The organism is Nonlabens marinus S1-08 (assembly GCF_000831385.1).
In the GTDB taxonomy this organism is placed as follows: Bacteria; Bacteroidota; Bacteroidia; order Flavobacteriales; family Flavobacteriaceae; genus Nonlabens; species Nonlabens marinus.
In genome coordinates this window covers 2,507,470-2,522,427 of the sequence record NZ_AP014548.1, presented here as the reverse complement: position 1 = coordinate 2,522,427, position 14,958 = coordinate 2,507,470, and the positions used below count along the sequence as shown (strand labels likewise).

11 protein-coding genes and 1 pseudogene are annotated in these 14,958 nt (G+C 38.4%); 4 read left to right on the top strand and 8 right to left on the bottom strand.

Going from position 1 to position 14,958, the window contains the following annotated elements; genetic code table 11:
• Window positions 1-41 precede the first annotated feature (41 nt).
• The 7 genes from NMS_RS11525 to NMS_RS11495 form a co-directional block, all read right to left on the bottom strand.
• Window positions 42-911 (bottom strand): DUF1853 family protein, encoded by an 870-nt coding sequence (locus NMS_RS11525; RefSeq protein ID WP_041496907.1) that lies wholly within the window; start codon window positions 909-911, stop codon window positions 42-44.
• Window positions 908-1,519 (bottom strand): WbqC family protein, encoded by a 612-nt coding sequence (locus tag NMS_RS11520; RefSeq protein WP_041496906.1) that lies wholly within the window; start codon window positions 1,517-1,519, stop codon window positions 908-910. The genes NMS_RS11525 and NMS_RS11520 overlap by 4 nt, the downstream gene beginning before the upstream one ends.
• Window positions 1,519-3,099 (bottom strand): signal peptidase I, encoded by a 1,581-nt coding sequence (lepB, locus tag NMS_RS11515; protein ID WP_041496905.1) that lies wholly within the window; start codon window positions 3,097-3,099, stop codon window positions 1,519-1,521. Before lepB ends, NMS_RS11520 begins: the two co-directional genes overlap by 1 nt.
• Before the next feature lie 62 nt (window positions 3,100-3,161).
• Window positions 3,162-3,863, bottom strand: a complete 702-nt coding sequence (dapB, locus tag NMS_RS11510; protein WP_041496904.1) for a 4-hydroxy-tetrahydrodipicolinate reductase — start codon at window positions 3,861-3,863, stop codon at window positions 3,162-3,164.
• 1 nt (window position 3,864) lies between these two features.
• On the bottom strand, window positions 3,865-4,461 hold the full coding sequence (locus NMS_RS11505; protein ID WP_041496903.1) for a DUF5683 domain-containing protein: 597 nt from the start codon (window positions 4,459-4,461) through the stop codon (window positions 3,865-3,867).
• Window positions 4,454-5,350, bottom strand: a complete 897-nt coding sequence (locus tag NMS_RS11500) for a ParB/RepB/Spo0J family partition protein (RefSeq protein WP_041496902.1) — start codon at window positions 5,348-5,350, stop codon at window positions 4,454-4,456. The genes NMS_RS11505 and NMS_RS11500 overlap by 8 nt, the downstream gene beginning before the upstream one ends.
• A gap of 3 nt (window positions 5,351-5,353) precedes the next feature.
• On the bottom strand, window positions 5,354-6,118 hold the full coding sequence (locus tag NMS_RS11495) for a ParA family protein (protein WP_041496901.1): 765 nt from the start codon (window positions 6,116-6,118) through the stop codon (window positions 5,354-5,356).
• Between the two features lie 114 nt (window positions 6,119-6,232).
• Here NMS_RS11495 and NMS_RS11490 point away from each other — a divergent pair, with 114 nt between their 5' ends.
• Entirely contained in the window at window positions 6,233-7,456 is a 1,224-nt protein-coding gene (locus NMS_RS11490) for a glycosyltransferase (protein ID WP_041496900.1), read from the top strand.
• A gap of 406 nt (window positions 7,457-7,862) precedes the next feature.
• Entirely contained in the window at window positions 7,863-12,449 is a 4,587-nt protein-coding gene (locus NMS_RS11485; RefSeq protein WP_052476946.1) for a LamG-like jellyroll fold domain-containing protein, read from the top strand.
• 484 nt (window positions 12,450-12,933) lie between these two features.
• Here NMS_RS11485 and NMS_RS11480 read toward each other — a convergent pair whose 3' ends face one another.
• A complete protein-coding gene (locus tag NMS_RS11480) occupies window positions 12,934-13,137 on the bottom strand; it encodes a dodecin family protein (protein ID WP_041496899.1) in 204 nt (67 codons plus the stop codon).
• 504 nt (window positions 13,138-13,641) lie between these two features.
• On the opposite strand from NMS_RS11480, the pseudogene NMS_RS14045 reads away from it, so the two are divergent.
• Both NMS_RS14045 and NMS_RS13560 read left to right on the top strand, forming a co-directional pair.
• Window positions 13,642-13,837: pseudogene (locus NMS_RS14045) on the top strand (CsbD family protein).
• A gap of 56 nt (window positions 13,838-13,893) precedes the next feature.
• Window positions 13,894-14,892, top strand: a complete 999-nt coding sequence (locus NMS_RS13560) for a hypothetical protein (protein ID WP_052476944.1) — start codon at window positions 13,894-13,896, stop codon at window positions 14,890-14,892.
• Window positions 14,893-14,958 lie beyond the last annotated feature (66 nt).

Genomic DNA, 14,958 nt, shown 5'->3' with positions numbered 1-14,958 from the left:
AAAGGCGATAAGGTTGAAAACATCTTGTTAAAACAGGGCGTTCAATCTCTTGTGGAAACGATAAAAAACCTCTCAAAGCTTCCGTCTTGTAGAAGCATCCACACCATTGGGGCAAAACCTCTTTGCAAGCTTGTTCTGCAATGTTCCAAGATCTTTTGATGCGTGTAAAATTGATCCAGTCGTTGCGGCTGCATCTTCCATTCTTTTTTTTCAGGCAGGAAATAAAGGTTGTCGGTATACGCTTTCGCGAAAGCGAACTCATCCATATAATATCCTACAATACATTTTTTATTGAGATAGGGGAAGTCTTGTTGCCAGGCCTCTCTAGGGATGAATACATGAGCCAAAAAACACACCTGTTGCTCTATTTTATCTAGGGAAATACCTATATGTGACAAACGTTCCTGAGTTTCTGGACGATACAGTAACTGCAGCTGTCGAGCAGCAAGGTGTTCAAACTTTTTTATGAAATAATCGCGACGATTAGGCCCCACGTAGAAGGACAATTCCTCATTTTGATTATGACTTAAAAATCGTGAGGGTTTGTGAGAGTGAGGTTCATAGATGTAAAATTTATAAACCAATTCAACATGAATAACTTTACCACTATACCGATGCTGCAAAATAAAGTCCAACTCACCTATGGTGTCCTTACCACTAAATATTTGCTCATTAGCTGCTAGTAACTGGTAATTCGAGCTTTGTTCGACACAAAACTTAAAAAAGTATTCTGCTCTTTTGCCTAAGACGGTATCTACAGGTATGGCAGGTAGTTCCAGTGACTCCTCAGCTTCTGATAAGTGTTCGAAATTAAAATTCGATAGTGGGAATTGTTGAACTCCAGCCAGCTTTCCACTCCAGAAACTGGAGGTTTGATAAAAAGCTTTGAATCGATCGTAATGGCTGGTCACTGGTTTGTCTCTATATGTTTTAAATAGTCACGGGAGCTTGGTCCAAGGTTAAATAACAAATCCAGTGCCGATAAATGTGGTGTAAAACCGTGTTTTTCTTGAAACACTTGAGCATAAGCAGGTAGGGTTTCTAGATATTCTTTTTTAGCAATAATTAAATACGTAGCCTCGGGATCTGAGGTATAGTTATTTGCTTTTGCCCAATCTGTGGGTATATGAAGTAAGTCGCACAACCACTTCATTGTTTTCACATTCCAATCCGTTAATTGCTGTGGGATATGTGCAAAAAGCTCTTTAAGATCATCTTCATAGTATTCAAAGTAAGGACTGCTGCGATAAGCGCTTCCTATACTTTTAAGGTGCGTGCTAGCCCAGGATTGACTATGGTCTATTTCAATTGTAGAATAAGCCACAGATGACCCAGACCCTTGATGGACTATAGGAATGTTTAAATTCAACGTTCCATTTGCCCCAGCTATCAAACAACGGTTTCTATAGGTTTGTTTGACGTAACTGTCATTTGTGTCCAGTAAGACTGTGGAAGCCTTGTAAAGACGTCCTAACGTCACTACATCCATAAAATAACTGGGATGTAGGATGAGCGTCATTACTGTTTTTTGGCTTTGCGTATTTTTAAAATCTTCCGAACGGCAAAATAAGCAATCAATACCACTACAAAATAAACGAAGTAGGAGATAGGCTGCCCGCTACCGTGAACGGTTGTAAACAGTCGATCCCATCGTACCATCTGGAAGAATGGTTTAGTTTGATCCAGACTCATCCAAACAAATACAGGTTTACCTACCACATGGCTTTCTGGAACATACCCCCATATACGGCTGTCCTCACTGTTATGGCGGTTATCACCCATAAGCCAATAGTAATCTTGCAAGAACGTATATTCTGTTAACGGCTTGCCATTCAAATACACTTTATTACCACTGATTTCTACTGTGTTTGAAATTTCCATTTCTGTACCTTCATAGACTTCAATGATTCTTTTGTAATAATCTATGTTTTTATAGGAAATAGGGGTGGTCATGCCTTCCGCAGGAATCAGAAAAGGGGAGAAGTTGTCATAATCATTAGCGACCATTCCATCATACGGGAAATACCGTTGCGAACCACCGTCTGAGAATACGACTTGCTCCTTGCTTACCACATTACCATCAGCTTCCAGCTGTGCAATGGCATCTTCAGTAGCTGCTTTGATGGATAGTCCTGGTTTATCTGTTTCTACCAATAGCCCTTGCTGGAACCCATCTGTGATGCCGTAGGAGCGCATTTGCTCCTCTGTATATTGTCTTCCTTTCGTTTCTATAACATAGGAATGTTGGATTTTAGCGCGGTCAGGTAGTTCTAGAGGCTTCCCGTTGATATGTACTCTGCCGCGTATAATGGATAGCGTATCTCCAGGAACTCCCACACAACGCTTCACATAATTTGACTTTTTATCAATAGGCTTGTAATGATATTCTCCATCATTATAGGGATAGGCATTAACGCTATCAATAGGCCAATTGAACACCACAATATCACTCCGCTTCACTTTGCTCAAACCAGGAAGGCGTAGGTAAGGAAGTTGTGGTCGATCGAGGTAACTCTTGATTCCCACCACAGGAATGGTATCGTGTACCATAGGTGCTACAATAGGTGTCATTGGGAATCTAGGACCATAATGAAACTTTGATACAAACAAGAAGTCACCTGTTAATAAAGTCTTTTCTAGAGAAGGTGTTGGAATAATGAAAGGCTGCATGACATAGGTATGCACAATAGTTGCTGCCACGATTGCAAATAAAATGGAGCTTGTCCATTCACCAACCGCTGTTCTAGGTTTTAGTGATCTATCTTTTTTGTGAGTAAGTGGTTGCGTGTAGTTGACATAGTAAAGATATAAACCACCAGTAAGCACCGCTAGGGTAGTGTCCACAGCTTTATTGAATCCAAAAGATCGCAGCAATTCTACCCAAATTACAATAAACATAATCAAGTTTACCACAGGTAAAAACAACAAAACCGTCCACCAGACAGGTCTATTGATGATTTTCATTAAGATCACCGCATTATAGATGGGAATAAAAGCCTGCCAAGACTTGAAGCCAGCAGCTTTATAAAACTTCCAAGTACCTACTCCGTGAAGTATTTGTAATACGATAAATAGTAAAAACCATCCTGTCCAACTCATTCCTTACAGTGCTAAAATTCTAATTCTTAATTCGGTTATTGGTTACTTTATGTCTGTATTTGTTACAGTCCCAGTACTTCTTTCATCCCGTAAACTCCTTTCTTACCTTCAATCCATTCTGCAGCGATCACAGCACCTAGAGCAAATCCATCCCGGCTGTGTGCTGTATGTGTAATTTCAATTTGATCTACTGGACTATTGTAGGTAACTATATGAGTTCCCTTGACATCATGTTCTCGTAATGCTTCAATGCCGAGAGATTCTTGTTTATTTGAGTCTCCCAAATGCCATTTGGAGTAGGTGGTATTCTCCATAATGCCTTCAGCAACCGTGATGGCTGTACCACTAGGAGCATCCTTTTTTTCAGTATGATGAATCTCTTTAAGATGAACATTGTATTCGTCAAACTGATTCATCATTGCTGCCAGTTTCTTGTTGAGCTCAAAGAAAATATTCACGCCTAAACTGAAGTTCGACGCATGAACTAAAGCGCCGTTTTTGGCTTCTAAAAGGCTATAGATTTCCTTTATACTGTCATTCCAACCAGTTGTACCACAAACTGTTGAAAGCTCATTGTTAATGCAATACTTTAGGTTTTTTATAACGCTCTCTGGAGCGCTGAACTCTATGACAACGTCTGCCTTTAACAGCTCGTTTTTGTCATCATTTCGATTAATTTTAGCTACAATTTCATGACCACGATCGGTAGCGATTCGCTCGATGACTTTGCCCATTTTACCGTAGCCTAGAAGTCCGATTTTCATTTTAAAAAGTATATGATAAGGCAAAACCATAACTGGTTCCTGATGCCGATTGATTGTAATCTAAATAGGGCTTAAAACTCAAGTCTCGATCCACATCAAATTGACTTAAATGTCCGTCCACATTTGCATCTATAATTTGAATCGCATAAAACGCAGCGGTGATCAAAAGACTCAATTCTTTATTGCGCTGTGAGGTACGTTGTGCACGCTCTAGTCCTGCGTTAGAAATTATAGGTGTGCCGTCTGGGTTTGAAAATTCATCGTCAGTCCCACCGGATAGCCTTATTTGAAAGGCAGTGCGCAGGCGATCATATTCTTTATCATTCGTGATATAGGCAAAGATAGAGCCACCTATCGCTCCATAAACTAATGGAATTTTCCAATATTTCCCATTGTAAGCTTGTCCCAGCCCAGGAATCACAGCACTATAAAATGCGGCCTTAGAAGGTCGATTAGCATCATAAAGATTAGCGATACTGTCTTGAGCTACCAGCAAACGCTTAGTTTGAGCATCCACCACAATATTATCCGTAGGATCCTGCGCCAGGGCAAGACTACCAACAAGTAGCAAAAGCATAAAACAGAAAATCTTAGCCATTGATCAATTTAGTGATACGTTCCAACTCTTCTTTGGAATTAAAAGCGATGCTTAATTTTCCCTTTCCTTTTGAATTTGCGGTTGCGGTTACTTTCGTACCCAGCGTTTCCTGTAGATTTTCAATAGACGATTCTACATATTCAGGAAGGGATTTTTTAGTAGTTCGCTTTCGCGAAAGCGAACTTTCCTTAGAATCCTTGACAAGAGCCTCAGTTTCCCGTACAGATAAATTATCCGACAAGATCTTTTGATAGATGTCGAGTTGTTCTTCCAAACTTTCAATGGTAATCAACGCGCGGCCGTGGCCCATCGAAATAAAATTATCCCGCATTCCTGTTTGAATTATCGGGTCTAATTTTAGCAATCTCAAGTAATTAGCAATCGCACTGCGGCTTTTACCTACTCGCTCGCTCATTTGTTCTTGAGTCAAGTCAATCTCTTCAATCAATCGCTGGTAGGACAAAGCGATTTCAATAGGGTCTAAATCTTGACGCTGTATGTTTTCAACCAGGGCCATTTCTAATGACTCCTGATCGTTTGCTATGCGCACATAGGCAGGAATGGTCTTCATTCCTAGTAGTTTCGACGCACGGCAGCGACGCTCTCCAGAAACCAACTCAAACTTACCGAAGCCTTTTTTGCGAACCGTAATGGGCTGGATCACACCCAGCTCCTTAATAGAGGATGCCAGCTCTCGCAAATGTTCCTCATTAAAGCTCGTTCGTGGTTGGAAGGGATTCATTTCAATATCCTCCAATGGAAGATCAATGACGTTCCCAACGATCTTATCGGCATTTTTGTCTTGTGCCGTATTGATGTCGTTGGATGGATCTTTTAGCAATGCAGATAATCCACGGCCCAATGCCTGTTTTTTAGTTGCTTTTGCCATGAGTTATGAGTTTTTCTGAATTAGTTCATTCGCTAGACTCAAGTAATTTTCAGAACCTTTACTTGCCGCGTCATAATTTATAATGCTCTCACCATAAGAGGGAGCTTCACTCAAACGCACGTTACGCTGTATGATTGTTTTAAAAGTCAATCCTTCAAAATGCTGGTTCACTTCTTCCACGACTTGGTTAGATAAGCGCAATCTGCTATCGTACATGGTGAGTAGCAAACCCTCGATATCTAATTGTGTATTGTGAATTTTCTGGACACTTTTAATGGTATTCAATAACTTTCCTAATCCTTCCAGAGCAAAATATTCACATTGGATAGGGATCAACACACTATCACTGGCAGATAATGCATTTAAAGTAAGCAATCCTAAGGACGGCGCACAGTCTATAATAATATAGTCGTAGTCTTCTTTTATAGGAGCTAAAGCTTTGCGCAGCATGTACTCGCGTTGCTCCATATCAACCAATTCGATCTCAATTGCGACTAGGTCAATATGTGCTGGAATGATATCTAGATTAGGCGATGAGGTAGATACTATCAGGTCTTTAGCGCTTGCGGTATGTTCTAGCAATTGATATGTGCCCATCTCTACATCATCCACATTGATTCCTAATCCAGACGAGGCATTGGCCTGTGGATCAGCATCAATTAATAGTACTTTTTTCTCTAGAACTCCTAGTGATGCGGCCAGGTTGACAGCTGTCGTCGTTTTACCAACACCACCTTTTTGATTTGCAATTGCAATGATTTTACCCATGTAAATACCTAAGATTTTAAGAATGCTAAAGTAAATATTTCTATCCGTAATCCCTTAACATCTCATTATTGTTATCTGTCACTTATGTACAAGATAGTGTCCTAACTTTGTAGCATGCATAACTTGTTGATCATAGGATACATTTGGCCAGAACCAAACCGCACTGCTGCTGGATATCGCATGCTACAGTTGATCGATTTATTTATAGATCAAGGGTATCAAATTACCTTCTGTAGCGCAGCAAAGATAAAATCAACCTCCAGAATCCCGCTGGAATCTAGAGGTGTGAAAATGATACCTGTACAATTGAACAGCGATTTGTTTGATGATTTACTAAATCAACAGCAACCGGAGGTAGTTTTATACGATAGGTTTTTGATAGAGGAGCAATTCGGTTGGCGGGTAAGGAAAGTACTGCCTAATGCCATCCAGATTATAGATACCGAGGATTTACACTTTTTAAGAACCGCCAGAAAGAACCATATAGAGAATGGTATATCGCTAGAGGAAGGTTTTCAAAGCGAACTTGCAGTTAGAGAAATAAGCAGTGTACAGCGGGTTGACATGAATTTGATCATTTCTTCTTTTGAAATGGAGCTATTGATTGACCAATTTCAAATACTGCCTAAAAAATTGTTTTATCTACCCTTTCTAATAAAGAAAGAGGAAATTGAATCTTTGAAATCTAATGTGGTGCCGTTTGAAAAGCGATCAGACTTTTGCACCATAGGTAATTTAAAACACGCTCCTAATCTAGATGCAGTGCGCCAGTTACATCGCTATGTTTGGCCTGAAATACGTTCGACTTTTCCTGACTCGCAACTGTTTATTTATGGATCGAACGCACCTAAAGAGATACTGGAACTACATTCTCCTGAAAACGGATTTCATATCAAGGGGCATGCTAAAAGGGTCGAGGAAGTTTTGTCAAAGCACCGCGTATTATTAGCACCACTCAGGTATGGCGCAGGTTTAAAAGGAAAGCTATACGACGCCATGAAATATGGAATCCCCTCTGTAATGACCTCAATAGGCGCTGAAGGTATGTTCAGTTCTAGGCTAGTGTCTGGAGTTGTTTGCGATGAGGTTCAACAGGTCGCTTCAACTGCTTACCAATTGTACGCTGATTTGGATTCTTGGAACTCCTATCAAGAACAAGGCTTTAAAATTTTGCAGGATGAATTTGAGGAGTCCGCTTTCGCGAAAGCGTTTTTCCTACAGCTTCAAATCACAAAAGAAGAGGCAAGGATGAATCAGAGCTTTAATGAAAGAATGCTCACGTACCACGCAAACGCTCATTTTAAATATATGAGCCACTGGATTAATGCAAAGAAATGATCTCGAAAGCGGTTATTTTCACAAATTATAAAATCGTGCATTTCGTCGATATTCAATAGTGAATAACCGACGAAATGACGTTTTGGAATAATTTTAAGGGAAAATTACACGATTAAATGTCCATTTATCGGCTAAATGCACATTAACAATTGATAATTTATCGGCTGAAATACATACTATTGGGGTATAATGATAATATTCTTTTTATTGTTAAGTTACTGTAAACAAGATTGTTATAAAAAATTCACTGATCATACGTTTCTATTTATCATTGATTTTACTGGCTAGGATATCTTGTAGGGTTAAAATTGTAGGAACCCCTTTACCAGTATAAATGCGATCAACTCTACAAAATTTACGCTTCTATTTATTTCTTTTATTTTGGTCATTATTTAGTCTCTATTGTATGGGACAGACCACGGTTTTCAATGCAGATTTTACCGATTACTCTGGAGATAGTTATTGGACATACACCACGAATAGAGGTAGCTGGTCTATTGGTAGCGATAATGGATCGTTTGGTCGTACAGGGTCTTACATTTTCATAACACAATCGAGGGCTGGACGTACGTATGAACCAAATATGGTCACATATCTCACTTCTCCAGTGATCGATTTGACTGGCTATGACAAACTCAACTTTTCTTTTGAGTATTTTTTAGACATGTACGGCAATGGATATGAAGGTTTTAAAATAGAATATACCAATGATGGAGTCAATTGGCATGTGTTAGGAAAAGAAAATGATATAGCTGTAAACTGGTATCCATCACGTGCAAATGGAGTCTTAGATGGTGTGGATGAATATGGGAACAACATTCAATTGGGTGGTTGGACTTATGATACTTCAGGATGGGAAACCTCTTCTATAGACCTTCCTTCTCAAGGGTTCGATAATCAAAGTCAAGTTCAATTTAGGGTATACTTTGCTTCAGATAATTACAATAATAATAATGCGGATGGTTTAGCAATTGACAATTTTGTAATTACGGGATCACCAATTCAAGAGAAAAATTATTCAGATTGTGGTCTTGGAATTGGACAAAATTTGGAATTGTGGCTCAATACAAGAACTCTAGCTGGTATGAGTGATGGAGATCCTGTTGATCAATGGACAAATATATCTTCCTTGAATCCAACATCAAATATTAGTACGGAATGGACTAGTGCCACTTCATCAGGAGCGGAACGACCTATTTACTATGACAATGCCACTAATAATGTCAATTTTAATCCTGTAGTATCTTTTGACGGTAGTAAAGCGATGTATGGTAAGTCTGGTTTTTACAATCAGGACATATACATAGTTATTAACCCTACAGGGACGATTTCTTCACAAAGACCTACTGAGGATGTTTTTATGGGAGATTACTATTTGGAAGATATCGGCTCAGAGGATGTAACTGGAATTTCTATTAACGACACAAGCTCAAGATATGGAACGTCTCCTGATATCGCTGCTTACAATCAAGGAGCTTCTGGAAGCTATGGGAAAGCAATAATACATCCTACTTTGGTTTATGACCGTCCTGTTATTTTTAACGCGCGTATTAATTCAGATGGTTCTGCTATGAATTTATATTTGGATGGTGTCAATCTAGGAGTAACACTAGATCCAGCATTAATGCAGGAGGAGAATTTAACTACGTTTAAAGAAATATTGAACTCCAGGTATTGGTTGGGTAGATCAGAATTCTTCGGTCCTAGTTTTACTGGGGACATCATGGAAATAATGAGTTTCTCTACCAGAAAGTCAGACCTAGACCGTGCTCGTATAGAGTCGTATCTTGCTGTAAAATATGGCATTACGTTAGGATTATTTCCGGTTCCAGAAATAGGCTTGCCTCACGTACCAGGAGCTTATTTTGACTCCGCTGGGAATGCATTGTGGAATGCGTCTATTGATGCAGGATATACTTACAATGTTACCGGTATAGGCCGTGATGATTGCTCCTTGTTACATCAGAAACAGGCTAAAAGTGTTGACCCTAATACGTTTCTTACCATTGGACTAGGTGAAATTGCTGCAACCAACGGGCTTAACGGGAATAGTTTTGAATCAGATGGAGATTTCTTGATGTGGGGAAGCACACCTTCTACATTACAAGCACTGCCAGAACCTTTAGAAGTTGGATTAGGAGCTTCTGTAATTACCACGTTTACTGATGTATCAGAACGTACCTGGAAGTTTAAAGAAATTTCACAAGCAGGTAATGACATTCCAGAAGTTAAAGTATCAGTGGAAACATCAGGCTTGACCTCTCTTCCTGCCTTGACTGGTAATGATGCTTATGTTATGATTGTCGCTGATGACGAAAACTTCTCTACTAATGTTGAAACTATATTCTTAAAAGGTAATGGATCCTTACAAGAATGTAAATATGACTTTGATGGTGTCAAATATGTAAAGTTTGGTGTTGCTCATGAGGTAATTTCTTCCAGACACATTGAATTTGATGGTGCTAATGATTTTATAGCCATGGACGATGAGTTGGATTTAGGTAACGAGTTCACTGTTTCTGCCTGGGTGTTATCTAAAGGGCCCAATTTAACCAACTCAGACCGCACCATTGTTTCTAAAAGAGCTGGTGGAGCTGATGGATATCAGTTTTTTATGACAAACGACAACCGCATCGGTATGCGTTTCAATGGATCTGAAATTATTACTTCAAATACGTTATTAAATAACAATGTCTGGACCTATGTGGCTTTTACTTATACAGGTGGGTCAGGTCGTTTATACATCGATGGCTTTTTAGATCGCAATCAGAACATGGCGGCTCCAGCAGCCAACACGAATAAATTTTCAATAGGATCTCGTTATATTGATAAAAACTCAATAAGCGATACTTTTAATGGTAAGATTGATGAGGTACGCATCTTTTCTGTAGCCTTGACTTTAGATCAGTTGAGATTTGTTATGAATCAGGAGTTGCTTCCAGATGGATCAGGGATCAAAGGTGCAGTAATTCCAACAGACGTATCTAAAAATGATCTTACAGGAATCAACTGGGACAACCTAGAAGCTTACTTTGATATGAATACCTATATAGGAACTCATTTAAATGATGCTTCAGGTAAGGGGCATAGAGGAAGTTTGAAAAGCCCTGAGAATTTTCAAATTCAAACACAAACCGCTCCGCTACCATACGTGAGTGCAACTAATGGAAGATGGGATCGTGAAGGGAGATGGGAAAATGGTGATGAAATGTTTCTTCCAGGTTATAGTCGTGTTATCAATGGGCAAACTGTAAAAATTGACTGGAATATTGTAAGAATTGAAAACAACGTAAATCTTGTAAATGAAGATGTAACCTTGTTAGGGCTTGAAATGATGAGCGGTAGTCGATTAAGGGTTAGAAATGATCATGGACTCACTGTAACCCACCGCTTGCAATTGGACGGGTTTATTGATTTACAAGATGATTCTCAACTTGTGCAGACTACAAATAGTGATCTGGTCATGGGAACAGATGGGTATATCGAGCGCGATCAAAAAGGAACTAGCGATGGCTTTAACTATAATTACTGGTCATCACCAGTAAGCAGTAGTGGAAGTGCGCCTAATACTACCTATTCGATTAGAGGAGTATTGAGGGATGGTACAGCGGCTTCAAATCCACTCGAATTATCATTTACTGGTCAAAATGTAGCTGATGGTAAACCGGCAACAGATGCTGAAGCTGCTACCATTTCAGGAAGATGGCTGTATAAGTATGGCAATCTGGCTAGTGGTTCATACTCTAACTGGCAATATTTAGGACCTGATGGAACAAATCAGGCAGGTGAAGGTTGGACCATGAAAGGAACACACTCAGATGACGGGTATCAAAATTATACGTTTGAAGGTGTACCTAATAATGGTAATATCAATTTACCGATCAATGCAGGAAACGATTATCTAGTAGGAAACCCTTATGCAAGTGCCATTGATGCAAGACAGTTTTTATTAGATAATCCAGAATTGGACGGTACTCTTTACTTCTGGGAGCACTGGGGAGGTGGTAGCCATATCTTGAAAGAATACCAAGGAGGTTATGCTACCTACAATCTTTCTGGAGGCGTGGGAAATGCTACCTACGGTACAGCTCACCCATTAGTGAATAATGGTGGTGTCCCTGTAAAACTACCTGAGCGCTATATTCCTGTGGCTCAAGGTTTCTTTGTAACAGGAATTAGCGATGGACAGATAAAATTTAGAAATTCTCAGCGTGATTTTAAAACCATAGGTGGTGGTGAGAGTGTATTCACTGCAGCGCCAGGAAGTTCCAGTCAAACCGCCAGTCGTTATTTTGATGAACCAGACAATCGAGTTAAAATCCGCTTAGGGTTTGACTCTCCTAATTTGATACATAGACAATTGTTGCTTACAGTTGATCCTAACGCTTCTCTAGATTACGATCATGGATATGACGGGCTCCAGTATGGAGAGCAGTTTGATGACATGGCATGGATGATAGGAAATGAAAATTACATCATCCAAGGTGTGGATCAAATCCAAGAAACCACCAGGCTACCTCTAGCTGTCAAAATGAGAGATAATGGAACTATAAAGATTACCATTGATGACTTAGAAAATTTACCTGAAGGTCAACAGATATTCTTGTACGATCAAACAGAAGGTACTTTTACTGATTTATTGAATGGTAATTTTGAAAGCAGTTTCTTATTCAAAGGACGTTATAAGAATAGGTTTTTTATCACTTTTGAAAAATCAGCCACACTTGGAGCAGATGATGTGGCTCAAACTAACGACGGATTACAGGTTTTCAAACCAGTTTCTCAAGATTACATTCAAGTATTGAATACTACAAACAGCGCCATTGATCAGGTTTACTTGACTAACATGTTAGGACAACAAGTGATGAAATGGGAAGCTATGGGTGACTCTAGCGACATGAAATTACAATATTCAGGAATGGCTACCGGAGCATATATTGTGACGGTGCAATCAGACCAGGGCAATACCGCTCATAAAGTAATTATAGATTGATTTTGAAAAGAGTACGCTTTCGCGAAAGCGTTACTCTCAAGAATTCATAATTGGACTGACCCATTTAAAATGACTCCTTAATTCTGTGAGCAGACACTTAGTTTTCATGCCGATTCATAATGAATAAGCCATAGGGTCAATTCTAAATGATCATACGAATATTAGGAAGATAAAATCGAGTTATCTGTAAAAATCGAAGTGATTAGGGTTTTATGAGATAATAATTTAGAAAAATAGTTTCTATTACTGCTTTTAGGTCGATTTTTAAAATTTGAAGTAAACATCAAAGCCTTAATACACAAGTTGTCTTCTGTGTTTTCTGAAGGTTTTAAATCTTAAGCCGTGATTATTCACGGATCATCCATTCACAGAATTATGAATGAAGTTTTTTGGAAATGTCTTATTGAATGGAAACCAAGTTTTCTTAAATAAAAAAATGGGGAAACAATTCTAAAAATCGTTTCCCCATTATCATAAATATGTTTTAGCTCTCTATTTCAAAAGAAATTTTAGCATTTACCGCGAAAGACACGATATTGTTATCGGTTACATTAGCGTGCATTTCTTTAACATAGATTGATTTTATATTTTTTACGCTTTTAGAAGCTTCCTTCACTGCGTTTCTGGTTGCTTCATCAAAACTTTTATCGGAAGTGGCTAGCACTTCAATCACTTTTACAATACTCATAATAGATAGTTTTAAGATTACCTTTCTAATTTAAGGAAATAGTGATTTTAAATAAACTTTTTAACAAACGATAACACAATAGTTCTTAATAACGATGTTACTGTCTTAATTAAATTTAAAATTTTATAATTCTATTAAGTAATGTCAGTTTGTAATCACAAAATCGCATCTTATCAATTCTTCTCATTTTTATTTCATGGTTGAGCAACTTCAGACATCAGACATCTGAGAGTGGTGCATTTTGATTAAAATAGGATACTTATTCTCCTACTTTATTTAGTAATTACTTTATGCCTAAAATTCAGTAGGTTCTCAAAATAGGTACTATTTCAAGAATCAATTTCAGCGTTTTTTTCATCGTTTTGTTCTCATTTTACTCATAAAGAACAGCTTTTTCTACTTTAGGTTTTACCCACTAAAAAGTAAGGATTTATATTTTATTAAGAATATTCCTATAGATAATATTTATTTTTGATCTAATAAGTAATTATAAACTATAATTTTATGAATACAGATCAACTAGAAGGTAGATGGAAAGAAGTAAAAGGAAAGGTAAGGAAAGGTAAAGAGTAAGTATGCTCAACTTACCGATGATGACCTGAATTATTCAGAAGGAAAGTTTGAAGAAATATTAGGTGGCTTACAGAAAAAAATTGGAAAGACTAAGGAAGAACTTAAAAAGGAGTTTGAAAACTTATAGTATAAGTCAATCAAATCCTTAATCATAACTACTAACTATTTTTAAAAAACAAAATTATGGACAATGATAAAAAATTACCCCAATTCGGCTCTTTACCGAAAAAAGCCATCTCATGGCGCGCTATAGCAGGTGGTCTGACCACTGTGTTTGCAATCTTATTATTATTAAACCTCATCGGTATAGCCGTAGGGTTCAGCACCATTGAACCTACAGAAGAAGGAAATGCTTTAAGCGGTGTCGGAACGGGAGCCATCATATGGTGGATTCTTTCTAACCTGATTGCCATCTTTATAGGTGCAAGGGTAGCTGCAAGAGTTGGTGTTTCTTTTTCAAACAAAGGTGGCGTTATGCAGGGCTTTCTAACATGGGCGCTGTATTGTATTCTTTCTTATTTAGTTGTTTTTTCAGCAGTTGGAAATGTAATTTCTGGAGTTGGAAGTATTATTACTAAAACAGCTGTGGAAGTAGGAAACAGTCTAGTTTCTCAAAATACTTCAACTGATAATCAGGATGTTGAAGTGGGTGATGTCAATTGGCAAGAGGCTAAATCTGAGTTTTATGCTTTATTAAGAGATACGGAGAAGGAGGCTTTAGACCCACAACGTTTGGAATCCCAAGCCGAGGATCTTGCTAACGCAACTGAAGATCAGGCTGTACAAGCCGTTAAAGATCCAACGACGCTTGATGAAGAGGTGGATAAAGTTTTTCAAAAAGCAGAAAATGAGTTTGCTAATTCTTTAGATGCCTTAGATAAAGAAGCACTTACAAACGTAATTGTAAATCGTTCTAACCTTTCTAAGGAAGAAGCTTCAAATATGGTAGATAACTATGTAGAAAGCTATGAGGAAGTTGTAGATGATGCGCAGGTTTATTTAAAAAAGACAAAGGAAGAGGTCGTTGACCAGACAGAAGATGCAGCGCAAGGAATAGCAAAAGCAGCTTTATACGTGTCGATTGCCTTAATTCTAGGAGTCATTGTTGCGGTACTAGGAGGACTTAATGGAGTAAGTTCTCTTCGCAAAGAGTATAAAGATCAGCTAGGTAACGATTACTAGAATTACTTACTCTACAAGGAACTCCGTTTTCAAATATTTGTTTGGAAACGGAGTTTTTTTATTACT